Source organism: Leptospira kirschneri serovar Cynopteri str. 3522 CT, assembly GCF_000243695.2.
Classification (GTDB): Bacteria; Spirochaetota; Leptospiria; order Leptospirales; family Leptospiraceae; genus Leptospira; species Leptospira kirschneri.
Genome location: NZ_AHMN02000004.1, coordinates 104003 through 123012 on the forward strand (window position 1 = coordinate 104003; position 19010 = coordinate 123012).

Here is a 19010-nt window from a genome sequence, read left to right on the forward strand (position 1 = left end):
CTTTCCTTAAAGAAGATCTGGTGCGGTAAGACTTACGAAAGAAGATTGACTTCCGATCGCAAAGGCCATTGAAATTGCGTTTCTAAGTCGAACCTTTCTGGCACCATCCGTGATATGATCATGATCGCATTCTGGGTCCACGTCTTTTAGATTGATCGTAGGACAGAGAATTTGTTTTTCAAGCATGAGGGCCGTTGCCGCAACGTTGATAATTCCTGCCGCTCCGAAGGTATGACCAAAAATCGGTTTGATAGAACCGAGAGGAGCCCATTTATTCCGAGCAAGCCCGTTATATAAAATTTTGAGAGCCCTACTTTCTGCCATGTCGTTGTTGATCGTTGCGGTTCCATGTCCGCAGAAATAATCAATGTCTCCTAGATTGAGTCCGCTGATTTTTAAAAGTCGGTTTAAACCGTTCGCAGCTTTTTTGCCGGTAAGGTCCATTCTCATTGCGTGATCCGCTTCGTTGTAGCTGAAGGTTCCTAAAACTTCCGCATAAATTCTAGCACCTCTTGCGATGGCGTGATCCATTCTTTCCATACAAAGAACGGCGGCGCCTTCTCCTAAAATAAAACCGTCTCGATTTCGATCATAAGGTTTGATTGCGGATTTAGGATTATCTTTTTCAGAGGACATAACGGAACTTACCGGATCGGAATACATCATCATGAGAGGTTTGATCAAAGGAAATTCGTGACCTCCTGCATACATTACTTCTGCTCTTCCTTTTCGGATCGCCTGGTAGCAAAGACTGATTGCATGATGTCCTCCTACACAGGCGGCTGTGATTGTGGTTACAAAACCTTGTACGTTCGCGTAAATTGCGGTAAGATTTGTAGGATTGGAAGCCATAGAAGTAAGAACCGAATAACGATCAAAAACGTTTGGATCCTTTTCTTCGTGATAAAGTTTCCAAGCATGTTCCCACCAAGCGAGAGAAGCTCTAGAGGAAGAATCTATAAAACCTACTTTGGACGGATCAACGGAATCCTTTTCTAATTTAGCGTCCCTTCGTGCTTCTTCCATCGCGGACATAATTGCGAAAGTTTCCCGATTATAATGTTTTGAATGTTTTTCGTCTAAATCGGGTAAGAACTTTTTCCAGTCGAAGTCGTTCATTTCTGCTGCAACTTTTACAGGCATATCGTCGGTTGGAAATCTGGTAATCGTATCTATTTGGGAATTCCCTTCGGAAAGATTTTTCCAAAAAGTGTCCACGGAATACGTATTCGGAAGGATAACTCCTATTCCGGTAATAGCAACTCTTGAATTGTGATTGGTTTTTGGTTTGTCCATGCTCATCTGATTTTGCCGCTTGTCCTAAGAGTAATCAAAAACTTTGTATTTTAGAACGTTAAGTTTTATGTTTTTTTGAAATCAATAACGCATAACGCGTATTTGATTTTTTATTTCCCTTAAACCAAATCTTAATTTAATTACGGATTTACTTTTCATTCTTTTTATAAATCGTCCACCGAAAAAAATTTATGTCCGTATATTCTGTATTTTAAGAGAATCGACTTTTTACAAAAATCGAAAAAACGGTTCGCTTAAAATTCAAAGTTTATAATAAACTCCGAATTCTATTTTAGATTTGATTTAGGAAATGATTTAAATATAACATTAGACGATATAAATCAAAGCAAAAAAATAAGAAGGATCGTTTTTAGGGAACAACCTTTATATAACATCTATTACCATTCGGACATATGAAAATAATACTATCATGAACTTGTTTCAAAAGTTAGAATATACAACCTACTTTAAAAACGACCAACAATTCCAGATTAGATACAATTATTGAGAACTTCTATATTTTTATAAAATCGACAGTTAATTTGTACCATTTTTATACGTCAGAGTAGTTAAAAGTAAGAATCCAAGAATATTCTAAAATTCAATTCTTTTGTAAAATTACGTCTCTCTAGTAATAATTACTTCGGAGTAATATAATAAAATACCACAAATTTTGATCTCAAATGTCTGTTTACTGCTCGGACAGAATACTTGGGTTAGATTGTTTCAAAAATTTGAATATTTTGGTCCTGCTTTAAAATGCAGTAAATCCCGAATTTGCGGTATTTTTTAAATACTGCTATTTTTTTCGTAAGTTCGGCCGTTAATAACTTGGTACTATTTTCATGCGCCCGGGTAGTAAATATAAATATTAGGTTTTGCTATAGTTGTTACTGATCTCTATAAAATTGAGTACCATTAATTTTATCACAAAACACTGGTTTCATGCAAAATATTAGGTACTTTATTATATAGTTTATGAGTAATACGAAAACATTAGAGTTGTTGAAAAATTAATTCTTGATCTGTTTGTATTGGATTGAATGGACAATTGAAGCAATTTTACGAATTTTCACTATGGAATTTTTCAACAACTCTATTGAATACTTTATTAATTTGTTGAAAAATGAATTTTCCATCTGTTTCTATAAAAAATTGTAAGTAATAGAAAATTACTCAGGAACTATAGAATAAAATTATTTAAAATTCTATCTGATAGACTTCGAAATTTATGTATTTAATTGTATAGGAATCAAGTAGTATGATTTGTATAAACTCTGAGTTAGCTGGTCTGAACTTTGCAGATCGATTCCTAAAATGTGGAAACTACTAACAATTTTAAAATTTGTTTATAAAATCGTGGTATCCCTACTTTTATAGGTTAGAACTTTATACTATTCTAAAATTTTAAATAACGTGAATTCGGTATAATGCGAAAGGGATCGATGCGGAGTCAAGTTATTGAAATTAAAGAAGTTGAATGTATAACTATAATACACAATAACTTGACTATAGCTAAAGAGCCCGGTCCCGCCTGTTTGGTTTAATTTTTCTTTTTCAAACCATTGGCGGGATTTGCCCCGTCTAACTCACGTTAATTTAAAACTTACTTTGTATCGTAGCAGAGTTTTCGGACGACTTTTAATAATTCTTCTGAGTTCCAAGGTTTTGGAATGATCATACAAGTTCCCGCTTCTTGTTGAACCTTTTTAAAAATTCCTTCTTCAATATGTCCTGTTACTAAAATGGAAGGAATTTCTGGATATTTTTTATGTACTTGAATTAAAAACTCGTCTCCATTTGTAATCGGCATCAACCAATCGGAAACGATCAGTACTATTTTGGTTCCTTTCGAAACTAAATCGTCTATTACCTCTAAGGCTTCGGTGGCGTCTTGAGCCGTTTCAAAAATAAATTGGTGTCCGAGTTTCCTTTTTAACTCTTGCACTAAAGAAATCAAAATGATCGGTTCGTCATCCACGCAAAGAATTGCGTTCGGCTCATTTTTTAAATTCAATTTGATCTCCAACTTCTAATTCACAGTTTCCGGTACGTTTTTTCGAAGAATGAAAAATCGCACTGGGAAAAGTATTTCGCTTTGAGTTGATTCGGCCTTAACTGTTCTAAGGCGGCTCATTTTTTGGAAAATACAAGCCGATTTTAGGTATTCGCATTAATTTTTAACGGTAATAAAAGAAAACTCTCATCTCCAACCGAGTTTTATACTCGTTCGAAAGTTGAGAGTTGAATGGAAATATAGGATTAACAGAGCTATTAGAAAATCAAAATGGAAGATTTTCTAATAGAAATAATTTATTGTTCTACACAAACGATTCGGATCGGTTCGGAACTATTTGTGGTCTGATTGCACGGTCTATTGGTATAAGATAGTGCGACAGACTTTACATTAGTATTCGCACTTCCGATTCTACCTAAATAATTGGATGCGCTACTTTTCCAATTGTTACAGTTGTTTCCGGTTGCGGTAGTAAAATCAGAGTTGAGTCCAGTCCAAATAAAACCATTTCCTTCGGATTCTTCTCCGAATTCGTTAGTCATGCTGGAAAATAAACCATTTGCATCGGTGGTAAATAAGGGTGCTCCGTCGAGTCTTTTATAAGAGGTATTTGGTCTTAAAACCCAGTTAACAGGGTTAGGAGTAGCACGTCTTGTGGCTGGAGTAGAAGGAATGGTTATAGCTTGATCCACTGCCATTGCTTTGTAAGTACCTTTTCCAAGTAACTCTATCGGTTTCATTGTATCATTATTGCAGATGGAGTCCATTCCTGCAATTCCACCGTAGTTTCCATTATGACCAATTGGCGAAAGAGGAGCCAAATAAATATATTTGAAAAAGCGTAGCGGAGGTGCTAGTTGTTCCACACAATATAACTTGCCTCCAGTACTGCATGTTGCGAGTCCTGGTACAATTAGGGCAGAATTGAAAATTGCATCGGAAGTAATCGAGTTATAATTTCCGATCGTTCCAGCATTGATGTCGGCTCCGTCTGTCCAGTTATTACAATTGTAAGGTGCAGTGGTCCAATTTGGATTGAGGCCTGTCCAAGTTACGCCACCCAAATCGGTGATACTGTCAGGACGAATTTTATTTGTTAAAGGGAAGGTGAATAACTTTTTACTATTTGTAGTTCCAATCGTAGGTGTACCTGTTGTGGCTTGACTATAAACGGTATTTGCTTGTAGTACCCAGTTGATTTGGCCATCTCCTGCGTTGCCGGCAACACTGGCTCTTCGATTGATACCATCCGCCAGTAGTGCTTTGTAGGAATAGTAAGGGCTCCCTTTCAAATCTGCAGGGACCTTACGCATACACCATTCGTCTGCTCCGTAGATTCCTCCTAACCCTCCATGATGTGCCGGTGCAAGAAATATATACGTCGGGCTAGACGGTAATAAATTTTCACTATCTGTATTCGTTGCATCTGAAGGATCTTCCTCTAAAGCCAAATCGCTGTAATGAAAACCCTTTTTGTTATTCGGTTGAATTTCTTTTTTTTCCAAGAGGGACAAAAGTGTAGAAAACATATTGTCCTTTTCGTTTTGGGTTTCGCTACAAGACACAAAGAATAAAATCCCTGCGAGTAGTGCGACTAACTTGTATTTGTAATTCATCAATAAACTCCTTTTGAATTTGTAACTTTTTTCATTTCTCTTTTGGGAATAGGTTCGAAATGATTTGAAAGTAGAAAGTTAAGAGATTTGAAGATGTAAAATTTCTCCATCTTTTTTCACATATATGGAATTAAAATTTCTTATTTTATATAAAAAAATATTTAACATAAGTTAGTTGCAATATGAAAAAAATATTTCTAAAATGGAATTTTTATTTTTTATGGTAAATATTAAAGGTGAGTGACGGTAGCTGAGTTTTCGGTTAGAGATTTGATTGGAATGTAGGCAAGTAGTGCGAATGTAAAGTGTTACTTACGGGGCGAATGGTTTATCATAAAAGGAAATTAGAAAAAGCAATAATTAACAAAGTTCGATATCGAAAAAGTGAATTTATGGGTTCTTACATTTTCAGAATGGATTTATAAAACCCAGATTTGCAAAGCTCCACAGATACATATAGTATAAGATGAATCGGTAGTAATATTCCTACATTCTTTTTATGAAATATTCAGCGCTATAATTTAACTTGAATTCGACCATAATTCATTTTCTGAAAAAAGTTGGAATCTGAACTTTATAGATCGATTCCTAAAATCTGGAAACACTAACAATTTTAAAATTTGTTCGTAGTATCGTTGTTTTCACGTTTGGGCGGTACTATTCTAAAATCGGAAATAAAGTCTTTCAAAACTTTTGTTTTTTGATTTGTTAAAACGAACTGATTTCAGAATCGATTTCATAGTTTTTTGTTCTTTTTCACCATGATAAAAAACAAAGGGAATTATGACGGAAATAGATTTACCGCTTTATGTTGGTTTCTATAAATTTCTGTTTTTATTTACTACTTTCTACTTCGATCACTTCCGATTCTTTCAAAGAAAATTCGGCCTTACCAAGACCTCTTTTTCTTCTGTCCACGATCCAGTAGAGATAAAGAACAATGGCAAAAACACTCTGAAGTATAAACTGTGCTAAGTGAACCGTGGTCGCATAAAACAAACCTTCGGAAGCATTTCGATTCATCAAAACGAATGCAGACGTTACCGAAGCGTGAAACACTCCCGCGCCCGAGGGGGCGGATGGAACCATCACACCAACCGCACCAGCAAACATGATGAGTACGATACCGGCGTAATTCATCGGAATTCCGACTAGTTTCAGAAGAACTGCATAACTGAAAGCATAACCAATCAACCAAGTAAGAGCGGTTAGAAAAGATGGAAAAATGAATTTTTTAAAAACTAAAAAATTTCCTAGATCCCGAATGTAATGCGCAAGTTTATGTAGAAACCAATCTTTTTTTCCAAAAAGACCCGCGATCCAAGCGAGAATTTTAATGATCGTTTCGTTTAAAAAACGAATCGCTATTAAACCTAAAAAAATTCCTAAGATTACCAAAGAAGAAATGATAAAAAAAGAATTACTGCTTTCGTCTTTGATTTCTAAGAACATCAAAGCACAAATACCTGCGGAAAATATAAAAGAAAAATCTAATACTTTTTCGATAAAAAGTGCGGTTACTAACGTCGGATATGGAAGAGAAGATTCTTTTTTACAAAAGTATAGGCGAAAAATATCTCCTCCTCTTGCGGGAAGAAACATATTTGCACCTACTCCGATAAAGGAAGAAAGCAGAGCATAACGGAAACCGACTTGTTTTCCCATTAGTAGATACCATCTCCAAGAGAATAGAACGATCCCCCAAGCGGAAGAGATTATAAAAGGAATCAGATAGATAGGTTCCCAATGTTCCTGAATTTTAGAAAATTCACTCAGATCCAATTTAGAAAATAAAAAACCGAGCGCGAATACGCTGACTAAGCTGCCAAATAGAATTCGTTTCAATGTTAAGTTCCTTTGTTTAACCCGGAGGCCAGTGCAATTGTCGTTCTGCTAAAAGATGAAAGTGAATGTGAAATACAGTTTGTCCTCCGTTTTTTCCTGTGTTATTTACTACTCTATAGCCGTTTTCTGCAAATCCAAGATTTTTTGCAATATCACGGATTTGTAATAAAATATTTCCGAGCAGATTGGAATCTTCGTTTTCGATTTCAGAAAGAGAGGAAATATGTTTTTTAGGAATAAAAACTATGTGAACCGGGGCTTGGGGAGAAATATCATAAAAAGCTAATGTCTCTTCGTTTTCAAAAACGATTTTGGAAGGAATTTCCTTACGGACGATTTTACAAAAAATACAATTTGGATCTGTCATTCTTGATTCTCCATACAAAGCGCCGCGGCGCCTAAGGTTCCGGATACGTTTCCTCCGGGAAGGATTTGGGTATACGTTTTAAAAATTGGAAAAATCAATTCCCGGATCCTATTTTGTAGAGAATTACCGAACAAATCCCAGGAATTTACAAGTCCTCCCGTAAAAACGATTTTCTCCGGGTTGATTGTATGAATTAGATTTCTACAAAGTTGTGCAAGAGCTTCAATTCCTTCGTTTAACAAAATCAATGCGGTTTTGTCCCCCTTTCTACTTTTTTCAAAAAATTCCTCCGCAGAATTTAAAACTTCTCCTGTTTTTTCTTTGTATCGATTTAAAAATCCGCTGGCGCTAAAATAGGCTTCGGTGCAACCTCTTTGACCACAACCGCATAGGGAGCCGTTTGGAAGATACGTAACGTGTCCCGCTTCCATTCCACTTCCTTTATAACCGTTGAAAAGTTTTCCTTGATATATCCAACCACCTCCTAATCCGGTTCCTAAGGTTAGGATTATCAAATTAGGTGATCCTTTTCCTAAACCGAAATGGTATTCTCCCAGAGCGGCAAGGTTTGCGTCATTATTATAATATACTGGAATAGAAAACTTTTCTTTTAAATGAGAGACTAACGCCACATTTTTTAAAAGCGGAAGATTGGCAGACTCGATCAAAATTCCATTTTCAGAATCGATCGGTCCGGGACTTCCTATACCCACCGCCATCAAGGAGGAAGTTTTCATTTCCGATACGATGTCACAAATAGAATCTAGGAATTGTTTTTCGTTTGTTTCCACTCCGGTTTTGCGGAAAGAACTTTTTAACACGTTTCCGTTGGAATCGATGAGACTTGCTTTGATACTTCCGGCGCCTATATCGATTCCGAGAAAGGATTTCATTTTACCACCCGGGTAAATTCTCCCTCTCTCATTTCATAGATTGTTTTAGCGTCAAAGGCTAAATTCATATCATGAGTTACTAATAGAATCGTAAGACCTCTGGAGTTGAAATCGTAGAGAAGATCTCGTACTAATTCGCTGTTTTCTGGATCTAAGTCTCCCGAAGGTTCGTCCGCAAGAAGAAGTTCCGGTTCGTTGATTAGGGATCTGGCGATGGCGGTCATCTGAATCTGACCGCCAGAAAGTTTACTGGGATAACTTTTACGGATCGATTCTAAATGAAGACTACGAATCAAGTATTCGCATTTTTCTAAATATTCTTTCGGACTGAATTTACCTACAAGCAAAGCGGGAAGAAGGATATTTTCTTCCACGTCTAGATGGGGAAGAAGTTCGGAAAATTGGAAGATAAGTCCTATGTTTTTTGCTCTGAAGTTTCCAAGTTCGCCGTTACTCATATCGCTTACTTTAGTAGTATCAAAGTAAACTTCTCCGGAAGTGCTCGAAAGCATTCCAGTAATCATAGAAAGAAGTGTGGTTTTCCCGGAACCGGAAGGACCTACGATGGCAACGTAGTCGGACTGATTCATATCGAAGGAAACTCCGTTAACCGCCTTCGATTTTCCATACTCTCGAGAGAGGTTGTTGATGCGAAGAATCATTTTCCCCTCCGAATCGATCGATAAGGATCTAAAAATGTCAGAATCAAAGAAAGAATCGATCCAATTCCGGAAATGAGAAAAATACAGATGAAAAAGGCTTTTCCATAATCGAATAAACTAGAACCTTCTGCCACCCAAGGTGGAAAAAATATGGTGGTAAGAATACCTAGAAAAAATCCGGTTCCATGTAAGATCCAAAGTTCCGACACTAAAAGCCGAACCGTTCCAATTCGATTTCCTCCGACTGCCATCATAATTCCTGCATCGGAGGTTCTGAGAAGGGTTCTTGTAATCGCCATAAAGACTAATCCGGAAGAACTGAGTAATAAAACCAACTGAGGATAATTCCGGAAGAGTTCGATACTAGAAGAGTTGGAAGGGGTTCTGTCCATTCTGAGTAGAAAGATCCCGAAAATTAGAAAAAAACAAAATAGGGAAGAAAATCCAATATGAAGAATACTGATTGTAATATCCCGTTTTACAATAGAATACGCGAATCTGAAATAGGTAAGTTTTCCCATTGGTCTTTGTTTCTATAAAAATGATCGATTTTATCCTAAAATCGGATAAAGCCCGGATTTATTTCCTGGATTTTATCCATTTACCAACCGGAACCTGAAAGAAAAACAAAAAAATGATCTTCATCATTCTAGTCGCCATTGGAATCATTCTGATTGTTGCGTCTGGATCGTTTCTGATTCAGACCAAAAAAGACGCTTTTGAAAAGGCTCTGGCGCTTGCGGCGATGGGAAACTACGTAGACGCACGTGTGATCATTCGGGACATTTTAGATAATTCTCCTTCCAACGTAAGAGCTCATTACGTGATCGCAAAAATTTACGCGATGGAAGGGGATACGGTCAACGAAGCCCGCCATCTAGAAAAAATCAAAAAGATAGGAAACTACGAAAAAGGAATCAACCAGGTCGCCGTCTCTAACCGAATCGCGGATATTTACTATCAACAGGATTTATTTGAAGAAGCCCTATTTCACTATTTAGATACGATAGCGATCGATCCGGAAAATCCAGAAGCAAACGTTCGAATCGGATTTATGGCTTTGGGACAAAAAGAATTTATGATCGCGGATCGTTTCTTAGGTAAAATTTCGAATGATAAGATCAAAATTCCTTCTCTTTTTATCGGAAAAGGTGTGGTCTCTGCGATTCTTAGAAAAGGGAATCCGGTAGAATTTTTTGCAAAAGCCTACGACCTTGATTCTGCTTCTCCGGTTGGTGGTTTTTTATACGCTCTTAGTTTGACTCGGGACGGAAAATACGACGAGGCGATTCGGATCGCAAATTCCGTTGCGGATTCAATCGAAGACGACTACGTGCGTTATACGATTTTCCAGTTTTTAATGTGTTGTTTTATTCTTCAAAAGAATTTAGGAGAAGCTCTCAAACACGCAAGACTTTGTATGGAGATGGCGAGGACCAACGGTTGGAAACAAGAGATGATCGATTCCGACGTTTATTTTTCTCTTTTAGCGATAAAACTGGGAAAACTAGAAGAAGCCAGTGAATATCTCATTGAGGCTGAGTCGGAAAGAATAGACGACCAAAGAATTTTGGAACTGGCGAATTATAAATTTCAACTGGAGACTAAAAAAACCGACACAGCGAAGAACGGAAATTTTTCTTTGGACGATGAGATTGCTAGAATCTTTGGAGAACTTTTTCCAGTAGAACGTTTTTATGAACTTTCCGGACTTAAATCTTCTAAATCTTTTCATATCAAAGGAATTTTAGACGATCAAGGGAATAAGGTTCTTTCGGACGTTTCTAAAATTGGAATCGGGGTACTGGATCATTATCGCCAATTGAAAGGTGTGGATTTCAAAAATCTTTGTGTTCGAATTGTAATGGCTTTGAATTATACGGTCAGTAGAGAAGTTCCTAATAAGGAAGGTGATGGTCTCAATCTTGCCGGTTTGAACAAGGCGGATAAGGAAACTCGTTCTTTATTTAAATTTCGTAAATGGAAGGACGCGAAGATTTCGGATATATTTTTAAGAGATACGATTGCTCAGTTGAGCGAATTGAGTTTGGATAAGGCGTTTATCGTTGGAGACGCTGAGTTTACGGAAGGAGCTAAACGATTTCTTTCTGAAAATTCTTCTTTGTTGAATGTAATCAGCGGTAAGGATTTAGAAGAACTTCTGAAAAAGGCTCTTCGACAAGAAGTAAAGTGAAATAGTTAAAATCGAACTCTGTTTCGTTTTTGAATTTCATCCATACAATTACGATTTGTAAAACTTCTGCAATTTTACAAATTCAACAGTTACTACTTAGTCGTATGAAAATAATACCAGAAAATGAATGATTGATTTTACAAAAAGTTTGTTCCGAAACCTCAAAGAATTTTACTCAAGAATTCTTTAGAAATTTCTAATAAAATGCAGTAGTTCCCACAAAAATTAGATCGCACAATTTGCGAATTTTCGAGCAGTTCCAAAGTTGTTCAATTTTCATAGTAGTTTCCACATTTTCAAAATGTATCCGTAAAATTGTGATTTGTGGTAGTTCCTACAGAAATCTAATATTGATGATTTTACAGTTTTTTAAACATTCATTTTTTGTGATTCAGTTCGCAGTAGTTCCCACGGATTTAGATTCATTCTGTTTTTTTAAAATTTTTCGGTCACTAAGGTTTATATTTATAAATATGCAGAGAGTTTGAGTGGGGTAGTTCGATTCTTTTGTGAAAAAAGGAATTTTTATGCAATAGTTCCTTATAACAAATTCACGTTATTTTAAATTTTACGGTACTGGTTTTTAAATTTCAGAAATTCAAATTCATAAAAACAAAAATTTTACTTAGACTTTCAGATTGATTTCCAGAGACCGGATACGTTTCTTTGAAAAACTTGGAAATCAGAATGAATTTTCTTACAAAACAAAAACTTCCTACTAAGAAAAGTAGGATCTCCCACGTTTTATGGCTCGGTCTGATTTTGACTTTTTACTGCAGTTTTGCATTGGAAAGAGAAACATTTTTTGCCGAAACGAATTTAAAAGTGCCGGAAATTCGGGCCGGAAAGATATTTCTTGCAGGTCATACAGTAGATCACAAAAAAGATACTTCTGAAATTCTACGTTTGATCCAAACACTTGTAGAAGATACGGTTGCAAAAGATTATTCAAAACTACCGGATCAGATTTCTCCAAAAGAAGGATTATTGTTGGATCTAAAAGGGAATTGGACCCGAGAAGAAATCAAAAAGGAACTTTCGAAAAAAGGAAATTATTTCGAGACTTATTTTTTCGATCGGGAATTACTGAAAAAACAAAAGAACTCCGAAAACGTAAGAACGGTCCGGGATTTATTTTTACTTTCGGGAGGGATAGAAATAGAGTTCTATTATGAAAGTATGACAGAATGCGAATTAAAATTTAGATTTAAAGAAAACACGGAATGGGAGAAAGAACTTATCAATCCATATTTCAAAAAAGTGCAGGGAAAATGGTATCTTCACAGAATGTTTTAGTGGTTTTGGCTTTTGGTATTTTTCTCGGACTGAACCCGTTTTCTCAAATTGACTCGGAGGTGATCCCTCTTGAATTTCCGTTTACTACGGAAGAAGAAAGAAAAAAAAACGGATTGGGGGCCGAAACAACTACAGACCCCAATAAGTCTCCCAATTTACAGGAAATACAAACCCAGACACAAGACTCTGCTAATTCGGTTTCTTTTGCCGGAAAGATAGTAGACTGGGACGTAGAAAAATTAACCGAATACGCGGTCGCAAATAACCCTCTTTATCTCGCAGAAAAACAAAATATGGGAATTGAAAGAGGAAGGGTAATCACTGCTTCTCTTTATCGAAATCCTGTCATACAATATCAACAACAGTTTATAGGAATGCCCGGAGGAGGATCTTCTGGACCACAGATTTTAGGGGCCAATGGATCTCAAGGGGGGAATACAGAAGTTGCCCCCGCGCTTTATCAGGATTTGGACGTATACGGAATCATTTCGCTTAGATCTAAGGTAGCCAAAAAATCTTTCGAAGCGGTTTTAGGAGAATTCGATAACTTTGATAGACTTTTTAGACTTAGACTCAGACAAAACTACTGGGCTTATTTATTTCTTACTAATTTAGTAGATTATAATAAAGAATTTTACGAAAATTACAGTGATCTTTTGGAACTGACTAAGTTTCGAGTCGAAAAGGGGGACATTTCTCCTCTTGAATATGAAAGACTTGAATTGGAAAGAATTCAGGTGGAGAAATTTTATCGAGACGCGCTCGTTCGAAGACAATTTGTGGAAAAAGAACTCAGAATCCTTTCTGGAATTCGTGAATCGGAAGGAGTTTTCGCGTTTAAAACGGAAATGAAATTCAAATCTTTGGAAGACCTAGGACTTAAATTGAAGGATTCTTCGGTTGCGTCCGTAAACCGTCCTGACATAGCTGCACTTGAAGAAAGGGTAAAAGAGAAAAAACTAAATATAGATCTTCAAAGAAGAGAGGCCCTAGGTTATCTGCAGGTAGGAGGAGAATGGAGAATCAAAGGTAATGAACACTACGCAGGAGTTTTTGCTACGATCCCGCTTCCCTTAAACGATAGAGGACAAGGAAAGGTTTTTTCCGCAAAAGAAGAACATAGAAAATTTGAACTTGCACTCGAAGCAAAAAAAAGGGAAGTGAACGAAGAAATCGAGGCATCTAAAAAGGAATTACTCGCAAGGGAAGATCTTCTCGCAAAGTACGAAAGAATCAATCTATTACAAAAAAATAAACAACTGGAACAAAAATCTAGGATCGCTTACGTAAGAGGAGCATCCGATCAGGTGACCTTCTTACAGGCCGAAAAAAATTATCTTACCGTATTAAGAGATTATTATGAAGTGTTGTATCTATACTACAACGCGGTTGAGATTTATAAAGCTGCAGTCGGAAAAAAAATGGAGAGGGACTAAAAAACTTCGGAGATTCTATGATCCAAATCATAAAAAGATATAAATTCATTCTGGTTCTTCTCGCGGTTTTAAGTACGGGATATTTAGGATATAAAAAATTTTTCCCGAAAAAAGCTGAAGAAAAGAAACAATCGACTGTAGATAAAAACAAATTCACCGTATCCGAAGAGATATTAAAAAGACATCCTATTACGTTAGTCTCTCTTAAGGAGATCTCTGCAATTGACGAAGTGGCTCTTCCTGGAAGGATTTCTTACGACCCGGAAAGTATGGCCAGAGCGGGTTCCACGGTAGAAGCCAGAATCAAAAAAGTTTTAGTGAGAGAAGGGGATCGAGTCAGTCAGGGTTCTCCACTTGCGATTCTTTCTTCGGTAATGCTCGGGGAAGTGGAAGCTTCTTACGTAAAAGCAAGGGCCAGTCTTGAGGCCTTAAAGTTGCAAGCTGATCGTGCAAAAGAACTTTTTGATATGAAAGTGACTTCCGCAAAAGATTACGAATTTGCAAATATGCAATATAAAACCGCTAAAACCGAGGTGGAAACGACTCGAATCAAATTAGAAAACTACGGATTGACTCCCGCGGAAATCGCTGGAATTGAAAGAGGGGTTTATGTTTCTTCTAATCTAGTTCTAAGAAGTCCTATTCATGGAGAAGTTACAGAAAGAAAGGCGGTTCAAGGACAACAAGTGACTAGAAACGAAGACCTATTTACCATCGCCAATTTAACCAATCTGATGGTTTTATTAGAAGTTTATGAAAAAGATCTAGGTATGATTTCTGAAGGAGCAGAAGCTCAGATTTATCCATTAGGAGATGAAAAGTCTCCCGGAATTCGGGGAGAAGTCGCGTATGTGGGAAGCGTTTTAGATAGTATCAAAAGAACCGCGAAACTTAGAATCATGGTTTCCAATCGAAACGGAAAACTAAAACCGGGTCAATCCGTAACCGCAAAAGTAAAAGGAATGGTGGCTAATTCTGGTTCTGAACCAAGAAGAACAGTTCCTCTGGAAGCAGTTCATGAAATCGAAGGAAAGTCTATTGTGTTTCTTCAGAACGAAGACGGAAGTTTTGAAGCTACTGAAGTAATTACAGGAGACACGGTGGGAGATGAAGTGGTCATCAAATCTGGTATCAAAGATGGAGCGGAGGTTGTTTCTAAAGGATCTTTCATTCTTAAAAGTGAATATTTAAAGCTTTGATTTTACTATTTTTGTGTTGACTTAGCATTTATTCACTACTAAGTTGTTTAGTATGAAGGACCTGACAGACAAACAACAGGCTGTTCTTGCATTTATCACAGCAATCATCAAAGAGCGCGGTTTTCCGCCTACGATTCGAGAAATCGGAGACGAGTTTGGAATTACGGCAAAGGGCGCCTACGATCATCTCAAAGCAATTGAGAAAAAGGGGTATCTCAAGACCGCAAAGAACCAATCCAGGGCTATCGAACTCATTCGTCAAAGTCCTATGGAATCGCTTCCCGTTCAGGCCACAAGTATTCCTGTCATCGGCCAAGTAGCGGCTGGGCTTCCTATTTTTGCGGAAGAAAATATAGAATCCTATATTCCGATTCCAGACGAGATGGCTAAAGGAAATGTTCCTATGTATGCGCTTCGTGTTCAGGGAGATTCCATGATTGAAGCAGGAATCAATAATGGAGACATCGCAATCATAGAAAAGAGAGACATCGCTCGAAATGGAGAGATTGTAGTTGCACTGATCGAAGACGAGGCTACTTTGAAAGTATATTATAAAGAACAAGATCAGATTCGTTTAGAAGCTAGAAATCCGAAATACAAACCGATTAAAACTAAGAAAGCGACCATCATGGGAAAGCTGATCGGTTTATATCGAATTTACTGATTGACAGAGTGAGAAACTCAACTGAGACTTCGGACAGAGTGTATTCACGAAAATTTTTCTTCTTTGTACTTCTTCTTTTTGTATTTCAATGCAGTCCCCCTAAAAAAGAAATCACAGAAAGTGATTTAAAAAGGGTTTTAGAAAGAGTAAGCATTGCAAGAATCAATGCTAATCTCAAGACCTCTTCCGAAAAATCTCCGTCCGGAGATTTAACCTTTTTTTTGGAAGCTTGTTCTGTATATCGATTGGATCCAGATAGTGTACTCAGGAGTCTGAAACAAAAAAATCCCGCTCTACACGAAGCGTTGATCAAAGAATATGAAAAATAAAGAAAGAATGATCTGGATTGGAATTGTTTCCTTTCTCAGCTTTGCACTGATCTTTCCGATAGAAACCGTAAAAGGAATTTCTAAAACCGGAGAATCTTATCTACAAATTTTCCACGAAGTATTGTCCACTATTCATTCCGACTATGTAGAATCCGTAGACGAGGAAAAACTTTATCAAGGAGCCATCCGAGGACTTCTTTCTTCTTTGGGAGATCCACATTCTCGTTTTATGGACAAGGATGATTTTTCACAACTTCAAGAGGAAACCAGGGGTAGTTTTGGCGGATTGGGAATGGAGGTTTCTTTTGCGGATGGTGCGATTGTAGTCATTTCTCCTATTGAAGACACACCCGCGATGAAGGCTGGAATTTTACCTCAGGATAGAATTATAGAAATAGACGGGAAAAACACACATGACCTTTCTCTTTCCGATTCTATCAAACTGATGCGTGGTAAGGTAGGCACTTCCGTTTCTATCAAACTGGAAAGAAAGAACCAAAAGGAACCTATGGTTCTCACCTTAGTCAGAGAGATGATCAAAATTCGTTATGTAAGATCTTCTTTTTTGGAAAAAGAAAAACTAGGTTATATCAAACTCAATCAGTTTATGGGAAAGGAGAATACACTTTCCGAATTTAAAAGGGAATTAAATTCGCTCAAAGAAAAAGGAGCCGAAGGATTGATTTTAGATCTGAGAATGAACCCAGGCGGACTTTTAGATCTTGCGATTGCACTTTCGGACTTATTCTTAAAACCGGATTTAGACATCGTGTCCGTAAAAGGAAGAGGGGGAGAACTTGTTCGGGTTTTCCGTTCCACTGCGGCAAATGATAAGTTCACCAATTTACCGTTAGTTGTACTGATCAACGAAGGGTCTGCTAGCGCCTCCGAAATTTTTGCAGGAGCGATGCAGGATCACGGGAGAGGAAAAATTTTAGGAACGGTTTCTTTCGGAAAAGGTTCGGTTCAAAATATCTATTCACTATCGCATAACACTGGTATTGCGCTCACGATACAAAAATATTATACTCCGAGCGGAAAGTCGATTCACGGAAAAGGAATTCAACCGGACGTGATTGTAAGGCCAATCGAACCCACCGAAGACGATCGTTTTTATATTCGTAAGATGGCCGAAAAGAAAATGTTAGAGACATTCCTTTTAAAAAATCCGAATTATTCCGAATCCAACTTTGTCCTTTTTGAAAAATATCTTTCTGAAAAAGGAATCAAACTTTCCGCGGACGTAGCCAGATTTTTATATAAAAGTAAAACTCGTCAAGAAGGGGAAAATTCGATTTTGGATTTGGAGCTGGATCCACAACTTCGTAAGGCGATCGAAATTTTAAGTCTTAACAAAGACGGAGAAAAAAAATCTTAAACCCATGATCGGAATGGGAATCGAGACCAGTTGCGATGAAACATCGATTGGGATTGTGCGTGATGGTAAGGATTTACTAAGTCTTAAAATTTTCAGTCAGATCGATTTGCATAAACCCTACGGAGGAATTGTTCCGGAAATCGCTTCTAGGGCTCATTTAGAAAAAATCAATTTTTTACTCGAAGAAGCGATGGAAGAATCCGGGATTCAATTTGAAGATCTTTCATACGTCGCTGTGACTTCTTCTCCTGGTTTGACAGGTTCTTTGATGGTAGGAGCCCAGATGGCTCGTTGTATTCATATGGTATACGGAATTCCGATCCTACCTGTATGCCATCTTCAGTCTCATTTTGCTGTATTACATTTGGAGGGAGTTCCCACAAAATTTCCGGTTTTAGGACTTTTACTTTCCGGAGGGAATTCGGCCATTTACATCTTACATGAGTTTGGTAGAATGGAACTGGTAGGAGATACGATGGACGACGCCCTTGGAGAAGCCTTTGATAAGGTGGCAGGCCTTTTAGAACTTCCTTATCCGGGTGGACCTCATATAGAAGTGAAAGCGAAAGAATACGAACCATCTTCAAATGAAAAACCGGTTCTTCCGCCACTTTTACGGAATCTTCCACAAGAAGAGGTATCTTTTTCTTTTAGCGGACTTAAAACCGCGGTGATGGTATTGTTGGAAAAACAAAAAGAACTTTCAAAGGAAAGAATTTGTTGGAATTTTCAGAATTCTGCATTTGATCTCGTGGAAAGAAATCTTAAACGGGCGGTTGCAAAAACCGGGATCAAACGTATTTTTGCCGCTGGGGGGGTACTTGCAAATTCCACTCTTCAGAATCGGTTGTATGCCTGGGCCGAAAAAAATTCTGTGGAACTTTTTGCTCCCAAGAAAAAAATTTATTGTACTGATAACGGTGCAATGGTAGCGTCGTTGGGATACTATTTGTTTCAAAAAGGTTATCAAAGAGATATTGATTTTACGGTCAGTCCATCCAGACAGGAGATTTTTTCATGAAACTCAAACTTAGTTGGGTTCCTAATACTCTTACGCTCGGAAATCTCACGATGGGATTCAGTGCGATGCTCGTAGCGTCGGAAGCAGGGTCCAGAAACGGAAACGAATTGCAGGCCTATACACTTGCAGGATTTTTTATATTACTCGCTGCGCTCTGCGATGGATTAGATGGAATGGCTGCCAGGGCCCTCCATGCGACTTCGGAAATAGGAGCCGACCTGGACAGTCTTGCGGATTTAACCGCGTTCGGAATTGCTCCCGGCTATTTGATGTATCAAATGGTCTTATGCGAATACAAAATAGACGTCTTCGGAAAGGAAGACCTTTTTCCGATCGGAATGTTAATCGCGGCAGTTTTTCCGATTTGTGCGGCATATCGACTCGCAAGATTCAACGTGGCTCACGATCCTAAGTCTTTTACGGGATTACCTTCTCCCGTTGCTGGGGTGACCGTGGGATTTTTTCCTATCTTTTTGAATGCGAACTCCGCACCTCATTGGATCACGATCGCGGCGTTTGTACTCATTGCAGTATTGATGGTCTCTAACATACGTTATTCGAAACCTCAAGTAGCGATTCGATCCAAACTCAGTCCTACTCGTTTGTTTTTACTGATTGCTGGAATTGGTATTTTACTCGCATTGATTGGACTCAAACGTTGGCCTTGGTTGATCTATGGATTGATTTTCTTTTATATTTTTTCCGGAATTATGACCTTTCTCATACATTTAATCCAAGAATTTAGAGTTAAGTTGGATTGATTGAAAGACGTTTCGTAAATCTTAAACGAACGCGCG

At 37.7% G+C, this 19010-nt stretch carries 17 protein-coding genes; 9 read left to right on the top strand and 8 right to left on the bottom strand.

Features of this window, described 5'->3' with window-relative positions; translation table 11 throughout:
- Positions 1-6: 6 nt before the first annotated feature.
- The 8 genes from LEP1GSC049_RS223505 to LEP1GSC049_RS223470 all read right to left on the bottom strand — a co-directional run bounded on the left by LEP1GSC049_RS223505 (position 7) and on the right by LEP1GSC049_RS223470 (position 9217).
- Entirely contained in the window at positions 7-1296 is a 1290-nt protein-coding gene (locus LEP1GSC049_RS223505) for a beta-ketoacyl-[acyl-carrier-protein] synthase family protein (RefSeq protein WP_000360484.1), read from the bottom strand.
- Positions 1297-2902: 1606 nt separating this feature from the next.
- Positions 2903-3313 carry a response regulator gene (locus LEP1GSC049_RS223500; protein WP_004754965.1) on the bottom strand — a complete coding sequence of 137 codons (411 nt, stop codon included), beginning with the start codon at positions 3311-3313 and terminating at the stop codon, positions 2903-2905.
- A gap of 296 nt (positions 3314-3609) precedes the next feature.
- A complete protein-coding gene (gene lenD, locus LEP1GSC049_RS223495; RefSeq protein ID WP_004769665.1) occupies positions 3610-4929 on the bottom strand; it encodes an endostatin-like outer membrane lipoprotein LenD in 1320 nt (439 codons plus the stop codon).
- A gap of 834 nt (positions 4930-5763) precedes the next feature.
- Complete coding sequence (locus LEP1GSC049_RS223490; protein WP_004758330.1) at positions 5764-6774, bottom strand: lysylphosphatidylglycerol synthase transmembrane domain-containing protein; 1011 nt, start codon at positions 6772-6774, stop codon at positions 5764-5766.
- A 16-nt stretch (positions 6775-6790) separates the two neighbouring features.
- Positions 6791-7141: a histidine triad nucleotide-binding protein gene (locus LEP1GSC049_RS223485; RefSeq protein WP_004753774.1), complete on the bottom strand. Its 351-nt coding sequence runs from the start codon at positions 7139-7141 to the stop codon at positions 6791-6793.
- Positions 7138-8034, bottom strand: a complete 897-nt coding sequence (locus LEP1GSC049_RS223480) for an ROK family protein (RefSeq protein WP_004758428.1) — start codon at positions 8032-8034, stop codon at positions 7138-7140. The genes LEP1GSC049_RS223485 and LEP1GSC049_RS223480 overlap by 4 nt, the downstream gene beginning before the upstream one ends.
- Entirely contained in the window at positions 8031-8696 is a 666-nt protein-coding gene (locus LEP1GSC049_RS223475) for an ABC transporter ATP-binding protein (protein ID WP_004753839.1), read from the bottom strand. The genes LEP1GSC049_RS223480 and LEP1GSC049_RS223475 overlap by 4 nt, the downstream gene beginning before the upstream one ends.
- Positions 8693-9217 carry a hypothetical protein gene (locus tag LEP1GSC049_RS223470; protein WP_000517498.1) on the bottom strand — a complete coding sequence of 175 codons (525 nt, stop codon included), beginning with the start codon at positions 9215-9217 and terminating at the stop codon, positions 8693-8695. Before LEP1GSC049_RS223470 ends, LEP1GSC049_RS223475 begins: the two co-directional genes overlap by 4 nt.
- Positions 9218-9330: 113 nt before the next feature.
- Between LEP1GSC049_RS223470 and LEP1GSC049_RS223465 the strand changes: the two genes are divergently transcribed.
- The 9 genes from LEP1GSC049_RS223465 (at position 9331) to pssA (ending at position 18974) form a co-directional block, all read left to right on the top strand.
- Positions 9331-10890 carry a tetratricopeptide repeat protein gene (locus LEP1GSC049_RS223465; RefSeq protein WP_004754946.1) on the top strand — a complete coding sequence of 520 codons (1560 nt, stop codon included), beginning with the start codon at positions 9331-9333 and terminating at the stop codon, positions 10888-10890.
- 687 nt (positions 10891-11577) lie between these two features.
- Positions 11578-12186 (top strand): hypothetical protein, encoded by a 609-nt coding sequence (locus LEP1GSC049_RS223460; protein ID WP_017858951.1) that lies wholly within the window; start codon positions 11578-11580, stop codon positions 12184-12186.
- Entirely contained in the window at positions 12162-13622 is a 1461-nt protein-coding gene (locus LEP1GSC049_RS223455) for a TolC family protein (protein ID WP_004767562.1), read from the top strand. The genes LEP1GSC049_RS223460 and LEP1GSC049_RS223455 overlap by 25 nt, the downstream gene beginning before the upstream one ends.
- A 17-nt stretch (positions 13623-13639) precedes the next feature.
- A complete protein-coding gene (locus tag LEP1GSC049_RS223450; protein WP_004754711.1) occupies positions 13640-14821 on the top strand; it encodes an efflux RND transporter periplasmic adaptor subunit in 1182 nt (393 codons plus the stop codon).
- Between the two features lie 52 nt (positions 14822-14873).
- A complete protein-coding gene (gene lexA / locus LEP1GSC049_RS223445; RefSeq protein WP_004754684.1) occupies positions 14874-15485 on the top strand; it encodes a transcriptional repressor LexA in 612 nt (203 codons plus the stop codon).
- A gap of 38 nt (positions 15486-15523) precedes the next feature.
- Entirely contained in the window at positions 15524-15814 is a 291-nt protein-coding gene (locus tag LEP1GSC049_RS223440) for an LA_1448 family UV-C exposure upregulated protein (protein WP_004755218.1), read from the top strand.
- A complete protein-coding gene (locus LEP1GSC049_RS223435; protein WP_004754139.1) occupies positions 15804-17192 on the top strand; it encodes a S41 family peptidase in 1389 nt (462 codons plus the stop codon). The genes LEP1GSC049_RS223440 and LEP1GSC049_RS223435 overlap by 11 nt, the downstream gene beginning before the upstream one ends.
- A gap of 4 nt (positions 17193-17196) precedes the next feature.
- Complete coding sequence (tsaD, locus tag LEP1GSC049_RS223430) at positions 17197-18213, top strand: tRNA (adenosine(37)-N6)-threonylcarbamoyltransferase complex transferase subunit TsaD (protein ID WP_004755206.1); 1017 nt, start codon at positions 17197-17199, stop codon at positions 18211-18213.
- On the top strand, positions 18210-18974 hold the full coding sequence (gene pssA, locus LEP1GSC049_RS223425; RefSeq protein ID WP_002178779.1) for a CDP-diacylglycerol--serine O-phosphatidyltransferase: 765 nt from the start codon (positions 18210-18212) through the stop codon (positions 18972-18974). The genes tsaD and pssA overlap by 4 nt, the downstream gene beginning before the upstream one ends.
- Positions 18975-19010 lie beyond the last annotated feature (36 nt).

What these genes read in the sequence shown, in the direction of transcription:
- LEP1GSC049_RS223505 (WP_000360484.1), bottom strand. Translation starts at nt 1,296, where the DNA reads ATGGACAAACCAAAAACCAATCACAATTCAAGAGTTGCTATTACCGGA.
- lenD (WP_004769665.1), bottom strand. Translation starts at nt 4,929, where the DNA reads ATGAATTACAAATACAAGTTAGTCGCACTACTCGCAGGGATTTTATTC.
- LEP1GSC049_RS223485 (WP_004753774.1), bottom strand. Translation starts at nt 7,141, where the DNA reads ATGACAGATCCAAATTGTATTTTTTGTAAAATCGTCCGTAAGGAAATT.
- LEP1GSC049_RS223480 (WP_004758428.1), bottom strand. Translation starts at nt 8,034, where the DNA reads ATGAAATCCTTTCTCGGAATCGATATAGGCGCCGGAAGTATCAAAGCA.
- LEP1GSC049_RS223475 (WP_004753839.1), bottom strand. Translation starts at nt 8,696, where the DNA reads ATGATTCTTCGCATCAACAACCTCTCTCGAGAGTATGGAAAATCGAAG.
- LEP1GSC049_RS223470 (WP_000517498.1), bottom strand. Translation starts at nt 9,217, where the DNA reads ATGGGAAAACTTACCTATTTCAGATTCGCGTATTCTATTGTAAAACGG.
- LEP1GSC049_RS223465 (WP_004754946.1), top strand. Translation starts at nt 9,331, where the DNA reads ATGATCTTCATCATTCTAGTCGCCATTGGAATCATTCTGATTGTTGCG.
- LEP1GSC049_RS223460 (WP_017858951.1), top strand. Translation starts at nt 11,578, where the DNA reads ATGAATTTTCTTACAAAACAAAAACTTCCTACTAAGAAAAGTAGGATC.
- LEP1GSC049_RS223455 (WP_004767562.1), top strand. Translation starts at nt 12,162, where the DNA reads ATGGTATCTTCACAGAATGTTTTAGTGGTTTTGGCTTTTGGTATTTTT.
- LEP1GSC049_RS223450 (WP_004754711.1), top strand. Translation starts at nt 13,640, where the DNA reads ATGATCCAAATCATAAAAAGATATAAATTCATTCTGGTTCTTCTCGCG.
- lexA (WP_004754684.1), top strand. Translation starts at nt 14,874, where the DNA reads ATGAAGGACCTGACAGACAAACAACAGGCTGTTCTTGCATTTATCACA.
- LEP1GSC049_RS223435 (WP_004754139.1), top strand. Translation starts at nt 15,804, where the DNA reads ATGAAAAATAAAGAAAGAATGATCTGGATTGGAATTGTTTCCTTTCTC.
- tsaD (WP_004755206.1), top strand. Translation starts at nt 17,197, where the DNA reads ATGATCGGAATGGGAATCGAGACCAGTTGCGATGAAACATCGATTGGG.
- pssA (WP_002178779.1), top strand. Translation starts at nt 18,210, where the DNA reads ATGAAACTCAAACTTAGTTGGGTTCCTAATACTCTTACGCTCGGAAAT.